Source organism: Agrobacterium sp. FDAARGOS_525, from assembly GCF_003938925.1.
In the GTDB taxonomy this organism is placed as follows: domain Bacteria; phylum Pseudomonadota; class Alphaproteobacteria; order Rhizobiales; family Rhizobiaceae; genus Agrobacterium; species Agrobacterium pusense.
The window spans coordinates 209466-235279 of the sequence record NZ_RKIU01000004.1 but is presented as its reverse complement, the minus strand read 5'-3'; the positions used below and the strand labels follow the sequence as shown (position 1 = coordinate 235279).

The following is a 25814-nucleotide window of genomic DNA, read 5'->3' as shown; positions in this document are numbered from 1 at the left end:
AAAAGGTCCGGCCGCGCTTCAGCCATCTCCGCGACCGATCATCTCAAAGAAAGCTGCTTTCGAACAGCTCGCCTGAATAGGCGGCATGGGTAACGCCTGCTTCAAGGTCGGCCTTGGTTAGCTCATCCACAAAAACGCCGTTCTGCATCACCAGCACGCGGTCGCACATATGGGCGATGACAGCTAGATCGTGACTGACGAGAACAAAGGTCAGATCGCGTTCTTCGCGCTGGTCGGCAAGAAGGTTGAGGATTTCGGCCTGGATGGAAACGTCGAGCGCGGATGTCGGCTCGTCGAGCAGCAGGATCGGTGGTTCGAGGATAAGCGCGCGGGCGATTGCCACGCGCTGGCGCTGACCGCCGGAAAGTTCATGCGGGAACCGCTCGGCAAAATGCGCGGGCAGGCCAACCTGTTGCAGGGCGGCGGGAACCTTCGACCAGCCGTCGCCAAGCCCCATGGCGCGGATGGGCTCGGCCAGAGCCCGACCGATGCGGTGGCGAGGATGCAGTGAACCGTAGGGATCCTGAAACACCATCTGGGCCAGTTTCAGTTCGTCGCGGCTGCGGGTCTTGCCGACCGGTTTTCCATTAAAGCTTATCGAGCCGGTCCAGCCACCCTCCAGACCTGCCAGCGAGCGCAGCAAGGTCGATTTGCCGCAGCCGCTTTCGCCGACGATCCCGAGGGTTTCGCCTTTGTTGACCGTAAGGCTGACGCCGCGTACGACGTGGTTACGTTTTTCCTTGGCGCCGTAGACGACGTCGAGCTTGTCTACCGTGATCATCGCATCACCTCCGCATCGATTGCCTGACGATCCAGCACCTTGAGACGCCTGACCGGATTGCGGGGATCGGGCATGGCCGCGATCAGGCCGCGCGTATAGGGATGCCGCGCATCTTCAAGCTTCGTCAGCGTTTCCACCACGCGCCCGCCATACATGACCAGCACGCGTTCGCAGAAGGCCGCCACCATGCGGATGTCGTGGCTGATGAGGATCAGGCCGGAATTGTTCTCGCGCACCATCTCGTCCAGAAGCAGAAGTACATCCTTGCGCACGCTGACATCGAGGGCCGAGGTCGGTTCGTCGGCGATGACAAGCTTCGGCTTGGCGAGCAGCATCATGGCGATCATCACCCGTTGCCCCATGCCACCCGATATCTGGTGTGGATAAAGCGCCATGACGCGGTCGGGATCGTTGATACGTACGCGCAGCAGCATGTCGCGCGCAGCAGCCCTTGCCGCCTGGCCGGTAAGCGCCAGATGCAGTTCGGCGGCTTCCGCCACCTGTTTGCCGATGGGCAGCACCGGGTTCAGCGAATAGCGCGGGTCCTGCATGATCAGCGCCATCTCGCTGCCGCGGATCGCGCCCATCTGCCGTTCGGTTTTTGTGAGCAGCGGTTCGCCGAGAAAATCCATTTTCTCCGCCGTCACGGTCGCGCTCTTCGGCAAAAGGCGCATGGCGGCGCGGCCGGTGGTGGATTTGCCGGAACCGGACTCACCGACGATACCGACCCTTTCGCGGCCGACATCGAAATTGACGTTGGAAACGGCGGAAATGGCATTGCGCCCAAAACGGACATTGAGGTCGCGTACCGAGAGTATGGGAGTGCTGTCAGGAACGGGCATGACGCGGATCCAGAAGGTCGCGCAGCGTATCGCCGGCGATGTTGAAGGCAAGGCTCGTCAGCAGGATGGCGATGCCGGGCATGACGGCGACCCACCAGTAATCGAGCATGAATTTGCGGCCGCTGGAGATCATCGCACCCCATTCAGGCAGCGGCGGCTGCGCCCCGAGGCCGAGAAAACCGAGCGAAGCAGCCGTCAGGATGATGCCCGCCATGTTCAGCGTGAGGCGAACGATGACCGAGGGAATGCACATCGGCGCGATATAGAGAAACAGGATGCGCAGCGGCGAGGCACCGTAGAGGCGGGCGGCGGCCACATAATCGGTGTTTCGCACCACCAGTGCTTCCGCGCGGGCGAGACGCGCAATCGGTGGCCACGCCGTCAGCGAGATCGCGATGATCGCTGTTCCGAGACCGGCTCCCATCGCTGCCGCAAAGGCAAGTGCGAGCACGAGCGAGGGGAACGAGAGGACGATATCGGTCGCGCGCATTAAGATGGCATCGGTGCGCCCGCCGAAGAAACCCGCCATGACGCCAATCGCAAGGCCGATCGGACCGACGATGACCGAGACCGACAGGACGGTCTGGATGGTGATGCGGGTGCCGTAAACGAGCCGGCTGAAAATATCGCGGCCAAATTCGTCGGTTCCGGCCAGATGCGCCCAGCTTGGCGGCTGAAGCGCGTTTTCGAGCGCCTGGCGGGCAGGATCGTAAGGCGCAATGAGCGGAGCGAAAATGGCGACCAGAACCAGAACCGCCAGAATGGCGAAGCCGAACATCCCAAGTGGCTCGTCTGCGAGCTTCCTAAGTGTCCGCACGGTTGTGGTCGACAGGCGCGACAGGGCGCCGGGGCGATCGACGGTATTGTTTTGCGCGATATCGGTCATCGTGCGGCCTCCCGTGTACGGGGATCAAGCGTGGTGTAGGCCAGATCGGCGAGGAAGTTGAGCAACATGAATATGAAGCCGATGACGATCGTGGCGGCGAGGATTGCATTCATGTCGCCGATGAGCAGCGCATTGGTCATATATTGGCCGATTCCCGGCCAGGAAAAGACGATCTCGGTCACCACGGCGCCTTCCAGCAGATTGCCGTAGGAAATTGCCAGAACGGTGATGAGCTGCACGGCGATGTTGGGCAGTACATGGCGTGTTATGGTGCGTGCGGGACTGACACCTTTTGCCCGCGCCGCGACGACGTAGTCCTGGCTCAGCTGTTCGAGGGTGAAGGCCCTCGTCATGCGGGTGATATAGGCCATGGCCATATAGGCAAGGATTACGGCCGGCAGGATGATGTGTCCGAGCGCGTTCCAGAAGATTTCCGTCTCGCCCGCAAGCAGGCTGTCGACCAGCATCAGGCCGGTTCTGGGTTCCACAAGACCCTCGTAGAACACGTCCACCCGGCCGGGCCCTCCGACAAGATTGAGACTGGCATAAAAAATGACGAGCCCGACAATGCCGAACCAGAAAACAGGTATCGAATGTCCAACCAGCGCAAAGACGCGCGCGAACTTGTCGATGAACGTATCGCGAAACAGGGCTGCTGCAAGACCGAGGGGAACGCCGATGATCGTCGAGATGATGATCGCCAGGGTCGCGAGTTCGAAGGTTGCGGGGAAGGCCTGCGCCAGATCGCGCGTCACGGGATTGCCCGTCAGGATCGCGATGCCGAAATCCCCATGCAGCAGGCCACGCAAGTAAATGAAGAACTGCTGATAAAGTGGCAGATCAAGGCCAAGCCGCGCCCTCATGGCCTCATAGGCTTTTGGATCGGCAAGCTCGCCGACGATTGCTCCGACCGGATCGGTCGGCATCACACGGCCTGTGATGAAGGTGATGCAGAGCAGGATGAAGAGGCTGACGATCAGTTGCAGAAAACGATGCCCAAGCCCGCGCAGTGAAATCTCCGTCATTGCTGGCCGCGCTTCCTTGAGAGAAATCCGTCAGGGGCCGGCCCTTTGCCCGCTGCTCGCCGCAGACGCGCAATTCTCTTTTGTAAAAACTCTTGATGGTACTTCATCCCAACCCCTCCCTGAGTTAACATGAAAACATATGACGTGCCGCCACGTCATCATATGAGTAACGAAGGGATTCGTATTCTGCAAGAGGGAAGACTGGCATGATTGGCGACAAAGCGAGGCCGCGGGAGAGGCGGGCGCAACAGATCATCGATAATCTCAGCGCAGAAATTCGCAGTGGAAAACTGAAAAATGGCGACCAGCTTCCCACGGAGCCGCAATTGGAACGCGCTTATGGCGTGAGCCGGACGGTGGTCCGCGAAGCGATTGCCGATTTGCGTTCTGCCGGTTACGTCGTCCCTATCCAGGGCAAGGGGGTTTTTGTCAGTAGCGACAGTGAATGGGCCGGCGTGAAACTGACGCAGTCTGAAGTTGGCACCATTGCCGAGACGCTGGAAATGCTGGAGTTCCGCCTGGCAACGGAAGGGGAGGCGGCGGCGATCGCAGCCTATCGCCGGACGGCCCAGCAGGAAGCGGCAATCTCGGCGGCGCACCGGAAAATGGCCCGTGCCATCGACGCTGGCGAATCAACCGTCGATGCGGATTACGAATTCCATTCGGCCATCGCGACCGCAACCAATAACCGCTTCTATCTGGAGGCATTGCGCCAGTTCGGTTCACGCTCGATACCGCGTGGGCAGTTCCCAACGCTGCCTGAAACCGGCGACGCGAATTATCTTCGCAAAGTCCAGGCCGAGCACGAGGCAATCCTGCGCGCCATCGTCGAGCAGGATCCCGATGCGGCCCGAAAAGCCATGCGTGAACACATGCTGGCAAGCCAGCGGCGATACAGGCTGCTCTCGGAGGCGCAATAGCATCTCGACACTCATCTTATTTCATGCGATGTCATATGATGACTTGCATGGAGAGAGGAGAGAATCGATGTATGTCGGCACCCAGGTTGCTGCGCGCGATGACGAGGATTACAAGGTCTGGGCGCAGCTCGGCGTCAAAAACATCAGCGCGGATCCGCCCGGAGCACCCGCGAGCTGGACTTTCGAGGATTTCGAGCGCCACCGTGACAAGGTCGAAAGCTTTGGCCTCGTCCTCGATATGGTGCAACTGCCGTTGCCGTCCCGGCCGATCGAGCAGGCGTCATATCCCGATATCCTGCTTGCCGGCCCGGACCGCGACCGGCAGATCGATGCCGTCTGCGCGATGATCGAAAACATCGCGAGGGCCGGAATTCCTGCCGCGAAATACAATCTCAACCTCATTGGCATTCCGCGCACGGAGATGGAGCGCGGCCGTGGCGGTTCGCTCAACGAGGCATGGCGCTGGGACAAGGCGGACCATGATGCCGCACCGGGCCTCGCCGGCGTTCTGTCCGAAGACGAGAACTGGGAACGCATCGACTACTTCCTCGAACGCGTCGTGCCGGTTGCTGAAAGCAACAGGGTGCGTCTCGCCTGCCACCCCCATGATCCCTATACACCGCCAGGCTACAGGGGCGTCACCCGTGTGCTCGGCACAGTCGATGGGCTGAAGAAGTTCGTGCAGATGCGCGAGAGCCCCTATCACGGCCTGAATTTCTGCCAGGGGTCAATCGGCGAGATGCTTGATGATCCGCGCGAGGAGATCGACGACATCATCCGCTGGTTCGGCAGCCGCGACAAGATTTTCAACGTCCACTTCCGCAACATCAGCGGCGGGAAATTGTCCTTCATGGAGACTTTCCCCGATGAGGGGGACATGGACATGGTGCGCTCGCTGAAACTCTATCACGAACTCGGTTATCGCTACATGATCATGCCGGACCATGTGCCGACGATCGCCGGACGCGATCCCGTCGGCGTCGCTTTCGCCTTCTGCTACGGCTACATCGCAGCCTTGATCGAAGCACTTGATAACAAACATCTTTGACCGTTTTGGCCCGCGACGCCCCGCTGCGTCGCGGCTTTTCCCGAACATCAATTACCGATCTGTAGGAGGAGCAGGTATGAAAAAAACAATGATCCGTCTCGCATTCACCACCGTTCTTGGCGCTATGCTCGTGCAGGGATCGCCCGTCGCGGCCAAAACCCCCAACGACCAGCTGGTTATCGGCACGTCGCTGGCCCAGGTGCTGTCACTCGACCCCCATCAGGCCACCGAGGCAAAAGCCAACGAAATCATGGCCAATCTTTATGATCGCCTGATCTCGGTGGACGGTTCCGGCAAGGTTTCGCCGCAGCTCGCCGAGCGCTGGGAAACGGATGAGAAAGGCATCACCTTTCATCTTCGCGAGGCGAATTTCGCCTCCGGTAACCCGGTGACCTCGGCCGATGTGGTTTATTCGCTCAGCCGCCTTCTGAAGATGAACCAGGCAGCCGCAGCGAACCTCAAGCGCGTGGGCTACAATGCCGACAACATCGACAAGCTGGTAAGTGCTCCGGATGAAAAAACGGTTCGCGTCGATCTTTCGGGTGAAACGACTTCGGAATTGCTGCTCTATCGCCTCGCCATGGTCATTGCCAGCGTGGTCGACAGCAAGGAACTGAAGTCCCACGAGGTCAATGGTGACTGGGGGAATGCCTGGCTGAGAACAAATTCGGCCGGCTCCGGCCCGTTCACCCTCAACCGCTGGTCGCCGAATGAGATCATCATTCTGGAGGCGAATAAGGACTATGTGGCCGGCAGCCCCAAAATGCGCCGCGTCATCGTGCGGCATGTGCCGGAAAGCCAGGTTGAACGCCTGATGCTGGAGCGCGGTGATATCGACATCGCCAGCGCGCTGACGGCTGCGGATCTTGCGACCTTCAACAACAAGGACGGTTTCCAGATCCAGCGTGTGCCGACGGGCGGTTTTTACGTCCTGTCCATGAATGCCGGCAAGGAGCCCCTGTCCAACCCCAAGGTCCGCGAAGCGATCGCCTACGGCATCGACTACAAGGGCATGGAAAAAACCATCATGGGTCCCTACGGGCGGGCGCGCACGGTGCCGGTACCAGAGAATTTCGAATATGCCATTCCGAGCCCGGATTGGAAGCTCGACGTGGAGAAGGGAAAAGCGCTCCTCAAGGAGGCCGGCTACGAGAACGGTTTCACGCTCAATCTGAAGACGATCGCGCAGACGCCGCGCATCGACCTCGCCACCGCGATCCAGGCCACGCTCAGCCAGATTGGTATCAAGGTCAATATCCAGCAGGGTAACGGCTCGGACGTGATTGCCGCGCACCGCGCGCGGGATTTTGATCTGCTCATCCCGCAGACCGGAGCCTACATGCCGAATGTTCTGGGCTCGATGGAGCAGTTCTCCAGCAACCCGGACAACTCGCTTGCCGCCAATAACGCCGGCAATTTCGTCTGGCGCTCGGCCTGGGATATTCCGGAACTGACCGCGCTCACGGCAAAGGCGTCACTCGAGCCTGATGCCAAGAAGCGCGGGGAAATCTACACCCAGATGCAGGAAATGTTCGTCGCGCAGAAGCCGGCGGTGCTGCCGATGTTCGAGAGATTCGAGCCGATCGTGCTGAATGCACGCGTCAAGGATTATGTGGGCCACCCCAGCCAGACGACCCGGCTTGAAAAGGTCACGAAGGACTGACGGCAAAGCATAGTTTGCGAAACAGGTGACGGGCGGTTTTACCGCCCGTTTTTATGCGTGACTGGGCCAATGCGCCAGAGTCTTCTCCCGCACATTGACCAGGCATACAGCGCCGGTACGGGAGATAGTCGTGCGCCATCCCGTAATTTCAGGGGGTTTTCTCAAGGACTTCATCGGTTTAGACCGTGCGGCAACTTTTCCTTCCGTCGGGCGAGAGTCGCGAACTCCGCTCACCTACCTCCCGAAGAATGCGTTGACGACTATGAACCTTGCACAGATAAAACTTCCGTCTCGGCCACTCAGCCTCAAACGTGGCGTCATTTCGGTGCCGGCAGCCTATTATTTCTCCGTTCCCGTGCTTCTCGTAATCACGATTGTCATGCTGGTAGCCGAAGGCCCGGGTGTCGTGCGTGACTACAAGATCAGCCAGGATCCGCTGGAGATTGAAAACGGCGATATCAGCGGCAGCTGCAAGACACGCAAGGCGATCTTCACGACCTGCAAGGCCAATCTTTCCTACGACCATGCGGGCGTGAGCTACAAGAAGGATGTCGAGGTCATGTTCGTCGATCTCCATTCCTGCGATTACGAAACCGGGCTGGTCATCTCCGCGAAGAACCCGGAACTCGCAACGATTTCGCTGGGTCTGGACATGCTCTGGAACCGCATCATCACACTCGGCGTGTTCGTCTTTCTGCTTGGTTTCGGCAGTCTCGCCATGCTGTTCACACTTGTCCGTATGCTGCGGGTCCGCCTGCAGCTACGCAACCCGGCGCCCTTGACCGTTATTCCGGTGGCGCTGACGGCCGTTGCAGAAAAACGCAGCCGTCTTTTCGTGACCTATGCCGATACGGTCAGAGACGATAAAACCAAGCGGCAATCCTTCACGCACCTGGAACGGGGTCGCATTCCCGTTGTCATCGGCAATACCGGCAAACAGGATGTGGCGCTTGCAGTCCTGCATGGTAACGGCGCCTTGCCTGTCCTGCTTGACGATCAGCTGGAGCGGATCGACCTGACGGAACAGGAGCGCGCGGAAGCTCTCGCATCGCTTGCCCCGATGGTCGCGCACGAGACACAGGAGGCTGCCGCCGCCCAGGCCGCGTCGATGAACAAGGGACCCGGCCTCTTGCGTAGGCTCGGGACTTTCGTCGCCATTCTCGCCGTCATCATCGTGGCGGTCATGGGCTACTGGCTTTGGTATGTCACAAGCGCTCCGTCGCAATTCAACTCCCCCGGCATGGACATCAACAACATGCTGCCGGCGGCACTCAACGAGTGGGGCTGCGCTCGCCTGCAAGAACGCTTCTCTGACGGCCGGGCTCCGTTTGGCTGCGCCGCTGCGGATTATCAAAGCTGGAAATAAAGGGTTTTCCTTTTTACCGTCGGGTCGGTTTGCCAAAAGCGTTACAGCCTGGCACACCGGCCCGGACTCTACTCAGGATTCTGGACGAGAAGAGGTCGTTATCAGTAGTTGCATTAGAGATTTATAAATAAACCACTTTCATAGTGCCATCGTGAGCGGTTCTTCAGAGGCTGGGAGAGTGCATCATGTTCACGGTGCTGGAATGCGTTGCCGTCCAACACGATCGGGAGATCGTGCTTCTTGCGGCATTGATCTGTCTGCTGGGAATGCTCGCCTTTTTTCACCTCTTGTTGCGCGCTGAGGAAAGTCCCTCCAGCCGAAAGCCCTATTGGGTCCTAGTTGCCGCCTTCGCGGCGGGGCTCAGTGTCTGGGCCACCCATTTTGTCGCCATGCTTGCCTATAAGGGCGCTGTTCCCATCGGCTTCGATTTTTACTTCACCGCGCTTTCGGCGGTTCTTGCCGTACTCGGCTTCTGGCTGGCGCTTACCGCCCGCACGCAGGCAATTTTCGGCCCGGTCATCGCCGCCACCCTGGTGACGCTCTCCGTTGCCGTCATGCATTTCGTCGGAATGGCGGGAATAGATGTCGCCGCCACGGTCAGCTACGATTGGGGGGCTGTTCTTGGCGGTTTTGCCGTCGCCTGGGCGTTTTTTCTTCTGTCCTCCTGGCTGTTTCACCGCCTCGGCTCCTGGAAGCGTATCGTTTTTCCCGCCGCCGCGTCGATCCTTGCAATCTGCGCGCTGCATTTCACTGCCGTGTCGGCCACCGTTCTCTCGCCCGATCCGTCCATTTCCGGACCAGACCCCGACAATCTCGGCCGGCTGATCATGATCGGCGCGGTTTCCGGCGTGACATTCCTGATCCTTTCCGCAACCGCGACCGCGGCGCTCGTGGACCGGTATCTCGTCGACCTCAAGGGTCTCGTCGACGCGACACTGGACGGCCTTGCGGTCGTGCGCGATGGCCGCATCGTCGAGCTGAATACGCGTTTCGCAGGCCTGCTGGGGCGCGATGAAACGTCGCTGGTCGGAAAGAATCCCGATGAACTTTTCCGGGCCACGGATGGGCAACCCGCCTATGTACCCCGTAATGCGCCCGTAGAGGCCATACGTGAGCGCGCCGACCGCGCGCAGGTGTTCGAACTCGCCGTGCGCACCATCGAATACCGAGGTCGTCCCTGCGAGGTCATGGCAATCCGCGACCTGACGGAGAAGCGTGAGGCGCAGCGGGAGATCGAATATCTTGCCCGCCACGATGTGCTGACCGGCCTTTCCAATCGCACCATGTTCCAGACGCGGCTGCGCCAGCAGATCGAGCATTGCGGCGAGGGCGACGAATTTGCGCTGCTGGCGCTCGATCTCGACCGCTTCAAGGCGGTCAACGATATATTCGGCCACGCCGAAGGCGACAGGGTACTCAAGAAAGTCGCGGCGATTCTCGATGAATGCGCGAGATCTGGAGATGTGGTCGCCCGGCTCGGTGGTGATGAGTTCGTCATTCTGACCGCGCGGCATACCAGGGCGGAAGAAGCGCGCCTGCTTGCCGAGACGATCCTCGCCATGTTCGCCCTGAAAATGAATGCCGCCAACGATCCGACCGCCGTCGGTGTCAGCATCGGTATTGCCGTCTTTCCGCGCGACGGAAAGGATGACGAGAGTATCCTGCATGCCGCCGATCTCGCGCTTTATCGCGCCAAGATGGGCGGCCGTGGCATATTGGCCTTTTATGACCCACTGATGGATCAGGAGGCGCGCGAGCGTCGCCAGCTCGAGACGGATCTCAGGCTGGCAATCAATCGTGATGAACTCGTGCTGAATTACCAGCCGGTCCTTTCCGTCGAATGCGGTGAGGTCGTCGGTTATGAGGCGCTGGTACGCTGGCAGCACCCCACAAGAGGCGTGGTGCCGCCGGACGTGTTCATCCCGATCGCCGAGGAAAGTGGTATTATCATCTCGCTCGGCGAATGGGTGCTGCGCGAGGCCTGCCGTCAGGCGAACACCTGGGCGCCGCATCTGAAAATCGCGGTCAATGTGTCGCCGCTGCAATTTTCCCTGGCCAATCTGGGCCATGTCGTTTGCACCATCCTGATGCAGACCGGCCTTTCGCCCAACCGGCTGGAACTGGAGATCACCGAAGCTGCCCTGCTGAAAGACCGAAAGGCGACGCTGACAATTCTGACCCAGCTCAAGGCGCTTGGCGTTGCCATTGTCATGGACGATTTCGGTACGGGTTATTCTTCGCTCAGCAACCTGCAGAGCTTCCCTTTCGACAAGATCAAGATCGACCGCAGCTTCATTGCCGCCATGAGCGATGACGACAATGCCCGCGCCATCGTGCGCGCAGTTATCGGCCTTGGCCGCAGCCTCGATCTGCCGGTAACGGCGGAAGGAATCGAAACCGATGCGCAATATCGCATGGTTGTCGATGAAGGATGCGCGCAGGCTCAGGGCTATCTCTTTGGCAAGCCGGATGTGGCGCCGGCACAGGCCGCGGGCACAACCACCCGGAAGAAATATACCGTTTGAGGAAGGCGCGGCAGCGCGTGGGGGGCGCTGCCGGCCATCTCTATGTCGGCCATCCACGCTAGGCCGTTCATCCTCCCAGCCTTATTTCATGGAACGAGAGCCTGCGCAGATCGTTAGGATTGCGTGTGGCGCGCCGTGTTGTCCGTGCCACTTCCGGCGCCGGTCAACCGCTCGGACAAAGCTGTCGGATCAGCTTTTCCCGGGCCGAGCGCGACGAATGCAACCTTTTATTGGGAGAGCCCGCAATGACAGACCGCCTCGAGCCCCAGGATCCGCGCAGCCAGTATCCGCGCCCGCCTTTTTCGACGCCGGAGCAGGAGATGCCGGGTCTCGTGACCAACATGACGCCCCTGCCGGATCATGGGGAGAAGACCTACAGGGGCTCGGGCAAGCTCGCCGGTCGCAAGGCGCTGATAACGGGCGGCGATTCCGGCATCGGCCGTGCGGTGGCAATCGCTTTCGCACGAGAAGGAGCGGATGTCGCGATCTCCTACCTTCCTGAAGAGGAATCCGACGCCGAGGAGGTGGTCGCGCTTGTCGAGGCGGAAGGCCGTCTGGCGGTGGCGTTACCCGGCGACATTACCGATGAAGGCTGGTGTCGCGAACTGGTCGAAAAAGCGGCTGGCGATCTCAACGGCCTGGATATTCTGGTAATCAATGCCGCAAGACAGCAATATCGCGAGAATATCGAGGAACTGTCGACCGAGGATTTCGACCGCACGATGAAGACCAATCTCTATGCTCTTCACTGGATTGCGCAGGCCGCCGTTCCGCATCTCAAGCCAGGCGCTTCCGTTATCACCACGGCCTCGATACAGGCCTACGAGCCTTCTGCAATCCTCTTGGATTATGCGACCACAAAAGCGGGCATCGTGGCCTACACCAAAGCGCTCGCGAAGCAGCTGATAGACAAGGGTGTGCGCGCCAACGCTGTCGCACCGGGCCCGTTCTGGACGGCGCTGCAACCGAGCGGCGGCCAGCCCACCGAAAAGGTGCGCAATTTTGGCAAGGATAGCGATTTTGGCCGCCCCGGCCAGCCGGTGGAGCTTGCGCCGGTCTATGTCCTGCTCGCATCGCAGGACGGCAGTTTTATCAATGGTGAGGTTTACGGCGTGACCGGCGGCAAGGGTATTGCCTGAGACAATGACTTTGTCGCCAGCTGGCTGGTCGAGGAGCAGACATGAAAAGGCACGAACGACGTTCACAAACGGACGCAAAACCCTTCGATGTACGCGACCGGCTGATATTGGCCCTTTACGCGCAGCTGAAGGCGGAAAGGCAGACGAGAGAGGCCATGGAATGGGTCATTCGCAATGGCGGCCTTTCCCCTGAAGTGCTGGAAGCCATGGCCTCCGACCCTGTGCCGGTTCTTGCGGAAGCGGACGTTCCTGCCATCGAGCGCATTCTTGCCGCAGACCGGAATGGGGGGAGCTCGTCGCGTAACGACAATCACGGGCGGGCGTCATGAACAGGAGGGCGAGCTGGAAAGGCCATCTGGTCTTTGGTGATTTGAATTGTGAAATCGGTCTTTATTCAGCGCTGACCTCGTCGGAGAAAATTTCTTTCAACATCGTCAACCGCAACACGGGCCACCGCGTGGAGCGGCAATATGTGGATAGCGATACCGGCGAGGCCGTCGACCGGGACGAGCAGGTCAAGGGCTACGAACGCGATAATGGCGATTACATCGTCATCGAGGGTGACGAAATCTCAAAGCTGATGCCGGAAAATGACAAGGTCATCCGTATCCGGCATTTCCTCCAGTGCGACGACATAGACAAGCTTTATTTCGACAGGTCCTATTATCTTGCGCCGACACAGGAAGGTGGCGAGGAGGCGCTGACGCTTCTCGCCAGAGCGATGGAAGACGAAAATGTTGCTGCCCTCGGAGAGGCCGTGCTGTTCCGGCGCAACCGCGTTGTCCTCATCCGGCCGAGCGGCAGGGCGCTCGTCGCAACCACGCTGAATTTCGGTTACGAGGTTCGGGCAGAGAACACCGTCTTCAAATCCATCCCGGACATCGAGTTCGATGACGAAATGCTGGAACTTGCCGGGCATATCATCGAAACGCGGGCCGGCACCTTCGATCCCTCCGATTATAGCGACCGTTACAACGATGCCCTTGCGGAGCTGGTGAAAGCCAAGATTGAGGGCCGGGAAATCCGCAAGCGGGCACCGCAGAAACAGGACAATGTGATTGATCTCAAGGAGGCGCTTCGTCGCAGTGCAAGGGAAGACGCCGGAAAAAAAAGCGAAGCCGTCAGGCCGCAAGACGTCGCGGAAAGCGAGCTGATCCATGGGATTGCAGACCTACAACGCCAAACGCAGCTTCGACAAGACCCCTGAGCCCAAAGGGACGAAGGCCGACGTTGAAGGCTCGAGCTTCGTCATCCAGAAACATGATGCCCGCAGGCTGCATTACGATTTTCGTCTAGAAATGGATGGGGTGCTGAAGAGCTGGGCGGTCACGCGAGGCCCAAGCCTTGATCCGGAAGAAAAACGCCTTGCCGTGCACGTGGAAGACCATCCGCTCAGTTATGGCGATTTCGAGGGTGTCATCCCAAAAGGACAATATGGTGGCGGAACCGTCATCGTTTGGGATCGCGGCGTCTGGCGGCCGATCGGCGACGCCAGAAAGGGCTATCGAAAAGGCCATCTCGAATTCGAGCTGGAAGGCGAGAAGCTGAGAGGCCGCTGGCATCTCGTGCGTATGCACGGAAAGCCTGGCGAAAAGCGGGAAAACTGGCTGCTGATCAAGGGCGATGATGACGAGGCGCGGCACGACGGCGGTGCCGACATTCTGGAAGAGCGGCCGGAATCGGTGAAAACCGGTCGCAGCGTCGAAGATGTCGCTTCAAAACCCAAGGACACGTGGAATTCCAAACCCGTGTCGAAAAAGGCCACGGCATCCTCTTCAGGCCGGAAGCAGGCGCATGATTTGCCCAGGGGCGCGCGTAAACAGGCGCTTCCGTCCTTCGTGCCGCCGGCGCTTGCCACGCTGAAGCCGAAACCGCCTGGCGGCGATCGCTGGCTGCACGAAATCAAGTTCGACGGATACAGACTGCAGGTCCGGCTCGACCACGGCAAACTCCAGCTTCTGACCCGTAGTGGCCTGGACTGGACAGAGAAATTTGGGGATGCGGTGGCCCGCGCGTTAAAGGCCTTGCCCGCCGCAACAGCCCTGATCGACGGTGAAATCGTCGTGGAACGGGACAGCGGCGCATCCGACTTTTCAGCCCTGCAACAGGATTTAAGCGAAGGGCGCAGCGACCGTTTCGTCTTCTACGCCTTCGATCTCCTGTATCTCGATGGGTCCGACCTGCGCGGCGCAGCGCTCACCGAACGCAAGGCTCTCCTCGAAAAACTCCTTCCGGCGGGCAATCCGCAGCTGCGTTACAGCGAACATTTCGAGGAGAGCGGCGCGCTGGTCCTTGACCACGCCTGTCGTCTCAGCCTCGAAGGGGTGATCTCCAAGGTCAAGGACAGCAAATATGCCTCCGGCCGCAAGGGTGATTGGGTGAAATCGAAATGTTCGATGCGGCAGGAATTCGTCATCGGTGGTTATACGGTTTCTTCCACTTCGGATCATGCCATCGGTTCACTGGCCCTCGGCGTGTATGAAAAGGGCAAGCTGCGCCATGTGGGCCGCGTCGGTACGGGTTACACCGGCGAGGTGGCTGAGATGCTGCTCGGACGCCTGAAGCCGCTCGCGCAAAAGGAAAGCCCCTTCGGAGAAAAGCTGACCGCGCTTGCACGTCGCGACCTCCACTACGTCAAACCGGAACTCGTGGCGGAGGTCGAATTCCGGGCGTGGTCGGGCGATGGCAATCTGCGGCACGCCTCATTCCGAGGACTGCGCGAGGATAAGCCTGCTCGAGAAATCGAACGCGAGGAGAAGGCCGTGAACGACACCAGACCGCCGCAGTCTGCCATCCAATTCACTCACCCGGACCGCCTTTACTGGCCGGATGACGGCGTGACGAAGGAAGGTCTTGCCGATTATTATGCCCAGGTCTGGAAGCAGATGGCGCCCTTCGTGGTAAACAGGCCGCTGGCGCTGCTGCGCTGCCCGGAGGGTATAGAAGGGCAGCGGTTTTTCCAGAAACACGCCTGGCGCGGCATCAACAAGGCCATCGAACAGATCAGGGATCCCAAGGACAAGGCCGGCGAACCACTGATCCGCATCACCGATTTTGACGGCATGATGGCGCTCGTGCAGTCTGCGGCGCTTGAAATCCACCCGTGGGGAGCGACCACCGCGAGCTGGGAAAAGCCGGATATGATCACCATGGATATCGATCCCGCCGAGGATGTCTCCTGGGAGGATGTGATAGAGGCGGCGCTCGAACTGAAGCGACGTTTTGAAGCGGCGGGTCTGGCAGCTTTCGTCAAGACATCAGGCGGCAAGGGGCTTCATGTGGTTGCCCCGCTGAAGCCGCAGGCGGGCTGGACGGCAGTCAAGGCATTTGCCAAAGCCATGGCCGCAGACATGTCGAAGGCCGAGCCGGACAGGTATCTCTCGGTCGCAACCAAGGCAAAACGCAAAGGCCGCATTTTCATCGACTATCTGCGCAACGGTCGCGGCAATACCGCGGTGGCGCCTTATTCGACCCGGGCGCGGCCGGGTGCGGCGGTCTCCGCCCCCCTCGAATGGTCCGAACTCACGGCCGATATCGGTCCTGCCCACTTCACGGTCAACAATATCGGGGCACGTCTTTCCGCATTGAAGAAAGATCCCTGGGAGGGCTTTTTTGCCGCCGCGGAGGCTTTGCCGAAAAAGGCACGCTAAGACAGCGTCTCAGCGCTTCTTTTCGGCCGCGATGCTTTTCTTCAAGGCGTCCATGATGTTGATGACGTTGCCGCCGGTTCGGGCCTTGGTGCCGGCCTTCTTGTTCGAGGCGGGCGCCTCATTGCCTTTGCTCTTGAGCAGCGACCTGATCTTTTTCTGGATCGGGTCCTGAACCAACGTTGGTTTCCACTCCGTCATCTGGCTGGAAATGCGTTTTTCCATGGCCTGCAGCAGCGGCTTTTCAAGTTTCATCTTCGGATCGAGAGCGTCAATGCTTTCGCGCACCTCCTCGCCGTAGTGCAATGTCCACAGGATGATACCCTTGCCGGAAGGTTCCAGCAGCACGGCCCGTTCCCGCCGGTAGAGCACAAGCCTGGCAATGCCGAAAACGCTGTTTGCCGTCATGGCCTCGCGAATGACGCTGAAGGCTTCGGCCCCGATCTTGTCTTCCGGGCGAAGAAAGTGCGGTCGGTCGTACCAGATCCAGTCTATGGAGCCTTTTGGCACGAAGGTCTTGATATCGATGGTGCGGGTACTTTCGAGCGCCACCGCATCGATCTCGTCATCCTCGAGCAGCACATAATCGTCCTCGCCACGGGGAAAACCCTTCACCTGGTTTTTCGCCGCAACGGGGCGGTGGGTGACGCTGTCGACATAACGGCTTTCGACGCGATTGCCGGTCTTGCGATTGAGAACGTGGAAGCGGTATTTGTTTCCTTCTGTCGTTGCAGGTGTCAGCGACACGGAGGCCGTCACCAGCGACAGCTTCAGATAACCCTTCCAGAAAACCTGACGTGCCATTTCCCGCGATCCGCTTGCCCGTTGATCTCCCGGATCAAACAGCCACGGTGTGGTTTTTGTTCCGGGAGGGGCCGATGGGGCAGGGGAGTGTCAGCCGAACAGCGATGTCAGCCAGTAAACGGAAGCGGAAATCAGTGCCGCTGCCGGCATGGTCACGATCCAGGCGATGACGATGTTGCCGGCCAGTCCCCAACGCACCGCGGAGACGCGGCGTGCGGCCCCGACGCCGACGATGGCGCCGGTGATGGTGTGCGTGGTGGAGACCGGGATGCCGAGCCACGTGGCGCCGAACAGCGTCAATGCGCCGCCGGTTTCAGCGCAGAAACCCTGCATCGGGTTGAGCCGCGTGATCTTTGAACCCATCGTATGCACGATGCGCCAGCCGCCGAACAAGGTGCCGAGCGCCATGGCAGACTGGCAGGAAATCACCACCCAGAAGGGCACGTAGAAACTCTCCCCGAGATGTCCCTGGCTGAACAGCAGAACCGCGATGATGCCCATGGTCTTCTGCGCGTCATTGCCGCCGTGGCCCAGCGAATATAGCGAGGCGGAGATGAACTGCATGACGCGGAAGGTGCGATCGACTGCAAAGGGGGTCTGCCGCACGAAAAGCCACGATACCGCAAGCACCAGAAGCAGCGCGAGGAAAAAGCCGATTGCCGGCGACATGAAGATGGCGCCGACTGTCTTCAGCAGACCCGACCAGACGATGGAATTGAAGCCGACCTTTGCCAGACCTGCGCCAACGAGGCCGCCGATCAAGGCGTGCGACGAACTGGAGGGGATGCCGAAAATCCAGGTGACGATGTTCCAGACGATCGCGCCGATCAGCGCCGCGAAAATCACCTGCGGAGATACGATGGCCGGATCGATGATGCCGGTGCCGAGCGTTTCCGCCACATGCAGGCCGAAGAAGAGGAAGGCTATGAAATTGAAGAAGGCCGCCCACGCAACGGCATATTGCGGCCGCAGCACCCGGGTGGAAACAATTGTGGCAATGGAATTTGCGGCGTCGTGAAGACCGTTCAGAAAATCGAAGAACAGTGCAATGGCGATAAGGCCGACAAGCAGCGGCAGTGCAAGTGCGACATCCATCAGACGTTCTCGATAACGATGCCGCTGATCTCGTTGGCCACATCCTCGAAGCGGTCAACCACCTTTTCGAGTTCGCCGTAGATCTCGCTGCCGATCATATAGGCCATGGCATTGCCAGCGGCGCCATGGCGGCGGAACAGGTCTTTCAGTCCCTGGTCGTGCAGGTCGTCGGAGCGACCCTCGACGCGGGTGATCTCTTCGGCGATGGACGACAGGCGCTGGGCATTGGTGCCGACCTTTTCGAGAAGCGGAATGGCCTCTGCGATCAGGCTCGCCGCGCGCACGATCTCATGGCCCATCTCCTTCATCAGCGGGTCGAATTCGCTCTGCTCGAAGAGGCGGATGGTCTTGACCGTTTTGTGCATCATGTCGATGGCGTCATCCATGGACTGGATCAAGTCCTTGATATCGCCGCGGTCGAAGGGCGTAATGAAACTGCGTCGCACCGCAAGCAACACGTCGCGGGTGATGTCGTCCGCCTGATGTTCGAGGGCAACGATGAGATCGCAGTTCTTTTCGACCTCGACGCCGCTCAACAGGCTATCGAGGGCTTCGGCCGCTTTGATGACGGTTTCGGAATGTTTGCTGAACAGGTCGAAGAAACGATCCTCGCGCGGCATCAATTTGCGGAAAATGCTCATCATGCGAATTGGCCCTCAGTGGCGCTTTTTATGTTGTGGGGGGTAATTGTCATAAAACTGTCATAAATGCACGCGGGGCATTGATGCAACCCGGAAAATCAGCACTATCAACGGATATGAAATCGACGAAGAAAAGCCGGAAATCCCGCCCGGCCCGCCCCCTGACATTGCTTCAGCAGCTTGCTGCGGTTCCGGAAAAGCTCTTCACAGGCGCTTTCCGGCAGCAATATGCTGCGCTGTGCTTTCGATATGGCGGGGGCGATGACAATGTCGAAATCCTGCTTGTCACGTCACGCACCAGCGGCCGCTGGATCATTCCGCGCGGCTGGCCGATGAAGCGCAAGAAGCCTCATGAGGCCGCGGCAATCGAGGCTTGGGAAGAGGCCGGTGTTCGTGGCCGGGTCAGAAAGGAAGCGGTCGGCCGCTATACCTATCTCAAGATGCTGGATAATGGCGAAGTCGTGCCCTGCGTCGTGGACGTGTTTCAGATCGAAGTGACGGGTGCGGAAACCAAATTCAAGGAGCGTGGCGAGCGTCTGGTGGAATGGGTTCGCCCGGACGAGGCGGCAAGAAGGGTCAGGGATATCGAGCTGAAATCGCTGCTGGTCGATTTCAGGCCAAAGGGCAAACGGAAGGGCCGCACGGGCGAAGGGGCATGAATATCTGCCGCATCGCCTGGCTGAACCGACGACTAATGTGGGCATAAAACGACAGGCTCAAATCTGCCGGATATCTTCTGGCAGGTGAAGCTCATGCTGAAGAAACTGCATCTGTCGATCCGACACGTCGTGCTCATCCGCCTCGTCCGGCGGTTTCGGCAGCAGTCGGGCGAAACGCGTGCTGATGCTGTCGATATAGGACAGGATGGTCGGCACGACGATCAGGGTGAGAAAGGTGGAACTGATGAGGCCGCCCACCACCGCATGGGCCATCGGCGCGCGCTGCGCGCCGCCCCCACCTATGGCGAGCCCGAGAGGGACCATGCCGAAGATCATCGCGAGCGTCGTCATGATGATCGGCCTGAAGCGGATCACGCCCGCATTTTCCAGCGCCTCGTTCAGCGAAAGGCCGCGCCGCCGTTCACGATTGGCGAAATCGACCAGCAATATGCCATTCTTGGTCACGAGGCCCATCAGCATGATGAAGCCTATTAGCGAGAACATGTTGATCGTACTGCCCGCCACCATAAGGCCGGCGAGGGCGCCGACAAGCGAGAGCGGCAGCGATGCCATGATGGCGAGTGGTTGCATGAAGCTGCCGAACTGCGAGGCAAGGACGATGTAGATGAAGATGACCGCCATGGTCAGCGCTGTCACCATATGGCCCACGGTTTCCTCCATTGTTTGGGCCTCGCCGCCGAAGCGTATGCGGTAACCATCCGGCAGATCGCGATGCGCTGTGAGGTTCTGCAACGCTTCCGTCAGATCGCCTAGCGTGCGGCCGGCAATATTGGCCGTGACCAGCACCTCGCGGCGATTGTCGATACGGCGGATTTCCGCCGGTGCCGGAACGACGTTGATCTCGGCGACCTGATCGAGACGCACCATGACGGGGGCGCCGTTCGACGTGGTCCGTCCGGTTGCGATCATGAGGTCGCTGATCGCCATGACATCGGAACGCCGCTCGGCGGGCAGACGCAGGACGATGTCGTAGCTGTTGCCGTTCCTGTCCGTCCATTTCGATACGTCTTCGCCGCCGATGAGCGGGGAGAGTGCTGCAGCGAGTTCGGACCTGCTGACACCGAGATCGCTCGCGGCTGCGGATTTCAGGCGTACGGAAAGGATGGGTCTCACGTTGCGGGCGCTGGAGGTTACATCCACAAGGCCCTGGATTTTCTTCATGTCTTTCATCAGGGCGGATGAGATTTTGTCGAGTACCTCCCTGTCGTCGCCGAGAACGCTGAGCTGCACCGGGCTTTCCTCGCCGCCAAGTCCGTCCTGCAGGATCGAGAACTCAATGCCGGGTATGGCCTTCAGGCGTTGGCGGATCGGGTCGGCAAGCGCCAGCGGCGTCCTGCTCCGCATATCGAGCGGCACGAGCGCCACCTGAATGATGGCGCGATGTTTACCGGCGGCGCCGCCGGTATTGATCGTGGAATAAAGCGTCTCGACTTCTGGAAACTGCCTGAGCGCCTTTTCGACCTGCCGGACCTTCACCGTGGTGTAATCCAGCGAAGAGCCGGCCGGTGCGGTAACGGCTATCTGGAAGCGGCCCCCGTCGGCGGTCGGCACGAATTCCGCGCCGAGCAGCGGCACCATGAAGAGGCTACCGATGAAAATGGCGATGGTGGCAAGCAATGTAACGAGCCGATGTCGGAGGGTCCAGCCGATCACGCGTCGGTACCTGCCGGCGAAACGTCCGAAGCCATGATCAAAACGTGCAATCAGGCGACCGATGCGCCCACGTTTCGCGTCAGGCTGTGAATCAGGATCGTACCAGACGCTCGACAGCATCGGATCGAGCGTAAAGGCGACGAAGAGGGAAATGAGCACGGCGGCCGAGACGGTGACGCCGAATTCGTAGAAGAACCGACCCACAATTCCGCCCATGAAGGCGACCGGCAGGAAGACTGCCACGATGGTCGCGGTGGTGGCGATAACCGCAAGCCCGATCTCGTTCGTTCCATCAAGTGCTGCGCGGATATGGGATTTGCCCATGTGAAGATGGCGGGTGATGTTTTCGCGTACCACGATCGCGTCATCCACCAGAATGCCGATGGACAACGTCAGCGCCAGCAGGCTGAGCGTATTGAGCGTGAAGCCGAGGAAATCGATTACTGAAAGCGTGCCAATGATGGCGACGGGCAGGGTCAATCCGGTAATGACCGTGCTGCGCCATGAATTGAGGAAGAGAAAAACGATGGCGATTGCAAGTGCCGCGCCCTCGATCAGGGTTGTCTGCACCTGAGTGACGGATTCCCGGATCGGGATAGACGAATCCGTGACGATGCGCAGTTGCACGTTCTGCGGGGCGAGTTCTCTATTGAGGTCGTCAAGGCGGCTCTTCACGTCCCTTACGACCTGAACGGTGTTGGCATCCTGTATCTTGACGATATCGATCGCCAGTGCCGTCTGGCCGTTGTAAAGGGCGCGGCTTTCCGCGTCGGCCGCCCCTTCGAAAACTGTTGCCACGTCGCCAAGCAGGATCGGCGCTCCGCCGCGCCGCGCCACGACCATCTCCAGCAGTGCCTGTGGGGTGTCGATGCGGCCCTGAACCTGAATGGTACGTTCGGAGGTTGGCTCCACGATGCTGCCTGCCGGGCTGTTACCGTTGCCACTGCGCAGCGCATTCGCCACCTCGTTGACGCCAATCGCGAGCGCGCGCATGCGCGTCTCGTCCATTGCAACATCGATCTGCCGCTTTCGGCCGCCGACGAGTGTCGCCTGTCCGACGCCTGAGACGCTGGTCAGTTGCCGCAACACCTTCTGGTCGGCAAGTGTGGTGAGGGCAGGCACATCGAGTGCCGTGGAGCTGATCGCGATCGAAAGGATCGGTTCCGCAGCGGGGTCGAAGCGAGAGATGACCGGCTTTTTCGTGTCTTCCGGCAGACTTGCCTCAATGGTCGCCACCCTGTCACGCACATCCTGTGCGGCGGTCGCGCCTTCAACCTCCAGCTTGAATTTTGCGACCACGACGGATCGCCCCTCATAGGAGGTAGAGGTGATTTCATCCAGACCGCCGACGGTGTTCAGGGCCTCCTCGACCGGACGTGTCACGTCGGTCTCCACCGTCTCCGGTGTCGCGCCTGGATAGGTAATGGCCACCACGACCACGGGCACGTCGACCCTGGGATACTGGTCCAGCCCCAGTCTCTGCAGTGAAAAGAGGCCCAGGACCAGCAGCGCCACCATCATCATGGTGGTGAAAACGGGATGAGTAACGGATATGCGGGTCAGAACCATGTCAGCCCGCCCTGTCTATCGTCACCGCCATATCAGGCTGTAACTCCGGCAACGGCGCGGTGAGGATCGTCTCGCCTCCGTTCAGGCCGGCGGCGATCTCGACGGAGCTTCCACCGTTCCAGCGCGCTCCAAGCGCAACGGCCTGGCGGCGGAGATGGCCGTTCAGCACCTTGAGGACATGATAGCCCGTCTCATCCTTGCGAAGCGCGATGGCGGGAACTACCAGCGCGTCGTTTTTTTCCCGCAGAAGGATCGATCCGCTTGCGAACATTCCGCCCCATAACCTGCCGTCACGGTTGGCAAGCCGCAGATAGACCGCGACGAAACGCGTCCCCTCTTCGGCAAGAGGATTGATGCGGTCGACGGTGCTCCTGACGACGTCCCCACTTAGCCCGTCGATCTCCAGGTCGGCCATCTGGCCGAGTGCGATGCGGGGAACATCGCGGGTGGCTACGAGGACTTTTGCTTCCATCACGCTGCTGTCCACCAGCGTCAGAAGTTCGCCATCGGCGCTGATCCGCGACCCCGTCTCTGCCACACGTCTGGTAACGGTACCGTCAAATGGTGCACGGATTTCGGCGTTGCGGAGGGCGAGACGGGCAATATCCACCTGTGCCGACAGGCTCTGAACCCTTGCCGTCTTCACCACGACATCGCTTTTCGCCTTGTCGAGCTGCTCTGCCGAGGCAATGTTTTTTGCAGCCAGCTGTTCGGTTCTCGCCAGCGCCTGCATCGCCAGTGTCAGCTCAGCCTCGGCCGCATTCCGGTCGCTTTGCCGGAGCAGCAGCGTTGATTGCAACTCGTCGGTTTCAAAACGCGCAAGCAGGTCGCCCGCCTTGACCGGCTGCCCCTCCCGGACCGTCATCTCAAGTATCTTTCCGGCTTCGCGGGCGCGGATCACAACGCGGCTGATTGGCTGAAGCTCGCCGCTGATGCTGAGGCGCTCCGCCATGGAGCTTGTACCGATCTTTGCCGTTTCCTGCTCTGTGAGTTCGAAAGGAATGCCGGCAGGGCTCATGGTAGCCGCCGCCACGACACCCTTGACGCGCTCATTCGCATCCGCGCTTCCGCGTACCGGACCGGGAGCGGTGACGACGAGAACGCAGCCAGCAAGCGCGCCCCCCGCCTTTATCGTTCTCTTCATCCACATAACATTGTTTCTCCAGATAAAACCGACCCGTAACCGTCGGGTCACGCCGCCTGCGCTCGGGCCGATGGCCAAGGGATAGGCATTCATAATTGCAGCAGCATTACCCGGCCTGAATGCCCGGCGGCATAATGTTGACGTAACGTTACCGGTGCAGAACGCCCTTCAGACTGACCGAACTGAGTTGGTTTGTGGTGTGGAGACGGATCGTGACTGATGGCAAAGGCGCTATGGGCCGGGATGGCGCAGTGGGTCCCTTCTGGAGGACGCCGGTGCCGTGCCGCCACGTGAAAACTCCCCGTCTGGAAAGTCTTCGTTTTCATCACGCGCCGCCCGTTTGGATTCACAGTCATGTCAGCTTGACGGGCCTAATTGGATTGGCGCGGCAAAATCCGAATTCGCAGGTGATTGCTATTATCGAGATGTCCTTCTCCCTCTTTTCCCTTTGCTCTCATTCTCTCTGCAGGTGTCAAAATGTGGCGCGCTGAAACGTCTGCCCTCCGGCGTGCTCATGACCCTGGTGCGCTTGATCCGCTGCCGGCTTACCCGGAAGGTCTCCCAGCCGCTGAGAGGGCGGGAGTGTCTTTTTTGCCGCTTATGACAAGGCTCGCGCGGTTCACCCGGCGGGCACACTGGAAGCGCGGTTTTCTTTTATGGATGCGTTTTGCGGGCAATCCCATCGTGACGCTGCGATGGTGGCGTTTTCTCATGCGGTTTTCGGCAATGGAGCAATTAGCGCTTCCGCACGACGATCTGCTGCAAAAACCTTTCTCGAAATTCCTTATCGCCAATCTGGGCTCCCAGAAACGTCTCGCACTTCTGACCACGAATTTTCACCTCGCCAGGGAGTGCCTTTCGCGCGGTGTGATGGCAGCGATCTGGGCTGGGGAGGCCGTCCAGATGTCAGTGATTTCCGGCCGTTCCGACGATTACCGGTGTATCCTGGCGCTTGCGGACCGCTTTGGCGGCCGGCACGAGGGCGCGTTTGCCATCCGGTTGATCCGATGCCGGGATGAGGCGACAGTTTGGACAGCCAAGTTCATGTTCGTAAACAGGGGCGATGTCAGGACGATCGTGGTCGGCGGAATGCAGGGGCCGCACGCGGCGAAGCAGGAAATGGTGGCTGTAACGCGTGATCTTTGTGGTCTGCGCCCCAAAGAGGCGGTGTTGATGGTTATGCAGGCCTATCTGGGAAAGGGTGCTTATAGCTTCTTTGCGATCTCGCAGGCCCGGCATCCGATAAACCATCGGCGAAGACGGCGCCAGAAGATGCTGCTTTCGGACATTGACGCTTTCTGGAACGAGCGGCTTGCAATGCCGGAGAGCATATTCGGGTTCGAAGTGCCCATTTCCACAATGGATGGCAGTGACAAGCGCAGCCGCATCAAAAAGGCTTTTTTCGAGGCTTCGGCCCGACTTTGCGCACCCTGTGCGCCTGACCTCTATCTGGTGGAAACGTTACCGCCCTGAATTTTTTGCAGGCCACAGTCTCGGATGATCTCCGAGATATGAGCGAACCGCGCCGAAAGCGGGTTACTCTTCCGCCACACAATACCGATGGTGCGGGACGGTCGCGGTTCCGCCAGACGGAAGACCGAGACCGTGGACTGCCGGGTCTCCATGTCGACGGCCATCTGTGGAATGAGTGTGACGCCGATGCCGGCGCCGACCATTTGCACCAGAGTGGATAGTGAACTCCCCTCCATCAGCACGCGGGGTGGCGCATTCGTGGTGCTGCAGAAGGATAGCGCCTGATTGCGGAAACAGTGGCCTTCCTCCAGAAGCAGCAGGCGCATTTCGCCGAGCTTGTCGGCGCTCGGCACCGGCATGCCCGCATCCTCCATCGGCCGCACCAGGATGAATTCCTCGGAAAACAGCGGGATTTCCTCCAGCGACGGTTCCGAGACGGGGAGGGCGACGATGGCCATGTCCAGCCGGGCCTCCAGAAGGTCCTCGATCAGTTTTTGCGTCACCGCCTCTCGCGGACGTGCTTCCAGCCCGGGGTAATGTCTCGTAAGCGTCTTGATGACCTGTGGCAGAAGATAGGGAGCGACGGTCGGAATGACGCCGATGCGCAGGCGGCCGCTGAGCGGGCCGTGCCGAGCCCGCGCCAGATCCTGCAGCTCATCGACCGATTGAAGGATCGCGCGGGTGCGCTCGGCAAACTCCTCGCCAAGAGTGGTCAACCTGATCTGCCGGCTGCCTCTTTCGACCAGCGGCGCACCGATCAGTTCTTCCAGTTCACGGATCTGAAGCGAAAGGGCGGGCTGCGAAATGGCGCAGGCCTCGGCAGCACGCCCGAAATGGCCAATCTTCGCCAGAGCGTCAAAATAGCGGAGATGTTTCATGGAGAGCGCAATCATAAGCTCAGCATATCGCAGCA

General features: G+C 59.9%; 21 protein-coding genes. 11 read left to right on the top strand and 10 right to left on the bottom strand.

What is annotated here, in order from left to right; all coding sequences use genetic code 11:
- Positions 1-43: 43 nt before the first annotated feature.
- Genes EGT36_RS17605 through EGT36_RS17590 form a run of 4 tightly spaced genes read right to left on the bottom strand, consistent with a single transcriptional unit; the run spans position 44 to position 3534 of the window.
- Positions 44-781: an ABC transporter ATP-binding protein gene (locus EGT36_RS17605; RefSeq protein WP_034498002.1), complete on the bottom strand. Its 738-nt coding sequence runs from the start codon at positions 779-781 to the stop codon at positions 44-46.
- Positions 778-1623, bottom strand: coding sequence for an ABC transporter ATP-binding protein (locus tag EGT36_RS17600; RefSeq protein WP_107341516.1), 846 nt, complete (start codon positions 1621-1623; stop codon positions 778-780). Before EGT36_RS17600 ends, EGT36_RS17605 begins: the two co-directional genes overlap by 4 nt.
- Positions 1610-2509 (bottom strand): ABC transporter permease, encoded by a 900-nt coding sequence (locus EGT36_RS17595; protein WP_045533899.1) that lies wholly within the window; start codon positions 2507-2509, stop codon positions 1610-1612. Before EGT36_RS17595 ends, EGT36_RS17600 begins: the two co-directional genes overlap by 14 nt.
- Complete coding sequence (locus EGT36_RS17590) at positions 2506-3534, bottom strand: ABC transporter permease (protein ID WP_125270715.1); 1029 nt, start codon at positions 3532-3534, stop codon at positions 2506-2508. The genes EGT36_RS17595 and EGT36_RS17590 overlap by 4 nt, the downstream gene beginning before the upstream one ends.
- Before the next feature lie 206 nt (positions 3535-3740).
- Between EGT36_RS17590 and EGT36_RS17585 the strand changes: the two genes are divergently transcribed.
- The 9 genes from EGT36_RS17585 to ligD all read left to right on the top strand — a co-directional run bounded on the left by EGT36_RS17585 (position 3741) and on the right by ligD (position 15845).
- A complete protein-coding gene (locus EGT36_RS17585; RefSeq protein ID WP_004444769.1) occupies positions 3741-4454 on the top strand; it encodes a FadR/GntR family transcriptional regulator in 714 nt (237 codons plus the stop codon).
- 67 nt (positions 4455-4521) lie between these two features.
- Positions 4522-5502: a mannonate dehydratase gene (locus tag EGT36_RS17580; RefSeq protein ID WP_004444768.1), complete on the top strand. Its 981-nt coding sequence runs from the start codon at positions 4522-4524 to the stop codon at positions 5500-5502.
- Positions 5503-5626: 124 nt separating this feature from the next.
- Positions 5627-7165: an ABC transporter substrate-binding protein gene (locus EGT36_RS17575; protein WP_286084342.1), complete on the top strand. Its 1539-nt coding sequence runs from the start codon at positions 5627-5629 to the stop codon at positions 7163-7165.
- A gap of 262 nt (positions 7166-7427) precedes the next feature.
- A complete protein-coding gene (locus EGT36_RS17570; RefSeq protein ID WP_125271407.1) occupies positions 7428-8531 on the top strand; it encodes a hypothetical protein in 1104 nt (367 codons plus the stop codon).
- A gap of 185 nt (positions 8532-8716) precedes the next feature.
- Complete coding sequence (locus EGT36_RS17565) at positions 8717-11056, top strand: bifunctional diguanylate cyclase/phosphodiesterase (protein WP_125270714.1); 2340 nt, start codon at positions 8717-8719, stop codon at positions 11054-11056.
- Positions 11057-11301: 245 nt separating this feature from the next.
- Positions 11302-12195 carry an SDR family oxidoreductase gene (locus EGT36_RS17560; RefSeq protein WP_125270713.1) on the top strand — a complete coding sequence of 298 codons (894 nt, stop codon included), beginning with the start codon at positions 11302-11304 and terminating at the stop codon, positions 12193-12195.
- A 41-nt stretch (positions 12196-12236) separates the two neighbouring features.
- Positions 12237-12524 carry a hypothetical protein gene (locus tag EGT36_RS17555; RefSeq protein WP_125270712.1) on the top strand — a complete coding sequence of 96 codons (288 nt, stop codon included), beginning with the start codon at positions 12237-12239 and terminating at the stop codon, positions 12522-12524.
- Positions 12521-13402, top strand: a complete 882-nt coding sequence (gene ku / locus EGT36_RS17550; RefSeq protein WP_286084143.1) for a non-homologous end joining protein Ku — start codon at positions 12521-12523, stop codon at positions 13400-13402. Before EGT36_RS17555 ends, ku (EGT36_RS17550) begins: the two co-directional genes overlap by 4 nt.
- Positions 13353-15845, top strand: a complete 2493-nt coding sequence (gene ligD, locus EGT36_RS17545) for a DNA ligase D (RefSeq protein ID WP_125270711.1) — start codon at positions 13353-13355, stop codon at positions 15843-15845. The genes ku (EGT36_RS17550) and ligD overlap by 50 nt, the downstream gene beginning before the upstream one ends.
- A 9-nt stretch (positions 15846-15854) precedes the next feature.
- Here ligD and ku (EGT36_RS17540) read toward each other — a convergent pair whose 3' ends face one another.
- From ku (EGT36_RS17540) to EGT36_RS17530, 3 genes are all read right to left on the bottom strand, one after another.
- Positions 15855-16646 (bottom strand): non-homologous end joining protein Ku, encoded by a 792-nt coding sequence (gene ku / locus EGT36_RS17540; protein ID WP_125270710.1) that lies wholly within the window; start codon positions 16644-16646, stop codon positions 15855-15857.
- A gap of 90 nt (positions 16647-16736) precedes the next feature.
- On the bottom strand, positions 16737-17741 hold the full coding sequence (locus tag EGT36_RS17535) for an inorganic phosphate transporter (protein ID WP_004444749.1): 1005 nt from the start codon (positions 17739-17741) through the stop codon (positions 16737-16739).
- On the bottom strand, positions 17741-18385 hold the full coding sequence (locus EGT36_RS17530; protein ID WP_111814143.1) for a DUF47 domain-containing protein: 645 nt from the start codon (positions 18383-18385) through the stop codon (positions 17741-17743). Before EGT36_RS17530 ends, EGT36_RS17535 begins: the two co-directional genes overlap by 1 nt.
- A 113-nt stretch (positions 18386-18498) precedes the next feature.
- On the opposite strand from EGT36_RS17530, the gene EGT36_RS17525 reads away from it, so the two are divergent.
- A complete protein-coding gene (locus tag EGT36_RS17525; RefSeq protein WP_125270709.1) occupies positions 18499-19041 on the top strand; it encodes an NUDIX hydrolase in 543 nt (180 codons plus the stop codon).
- A 57-nt stretch (positions 19042-19098) separates the two neighbouring features.
- Here EGT36_RS17525 and EGT36_RS17520 read toward each other — a convergent pair whose 3' ends face one another.
- On the bottom strand, positions 19099-22284 hold the full coding sequence (locus tag EGT36_RS17520; protein ID WP_125270708.1) for an efflux RND transporter permease subunit: 3186 nt from the start codon (positions 22282-22284) through the stop codon (positions 19099-19101).
- A 1-nt stretch (position 22285) separates the two neighbouring features.
- Entirely contained in the window at positions 22286-23434 is a 1149-nt protein-coding gene (locus tag EGT36_RS17515; protein ID WP_125270707.1) for an efflux RND transporter periplasmic adaptor subunit, read from the bottom strand.
- Between the two features lie 594 nt (positions 23435-24028).
- Here EGT36_RS17515 and EGT36_RS17510 point away from each other — a divergent pair.
- On the top strand, positions 24029-24901 hold the full coding sequence (locus tag EGT36_RS17510; RefSeq protein ID WP_286084341.1) for a DUF535 family protein: 873 nt from the start codon (positions 24029-24031) through the stop codon (positions 24899-24901).
- Here EGT36_RS17510 and EGT36_RS17505 read toward each other — a convergent pair.
- Positions 24874-25794, bottom strand: a complete 921-nt coding sequence (locus EGT36_RS17505; protein ID WP_125271406.1) for a hydrogen peroxide-inducible genes activator — start codon at positions 25792-25794, stop codon at positions 24874-24876. The two genes, EGT36_RS17510 and EGT36_RS17505, sit on opposite strands and share 28 nt — an antisense overlap.
- Positions 25795-25814 lie beyond the last annotated feature (20 nt).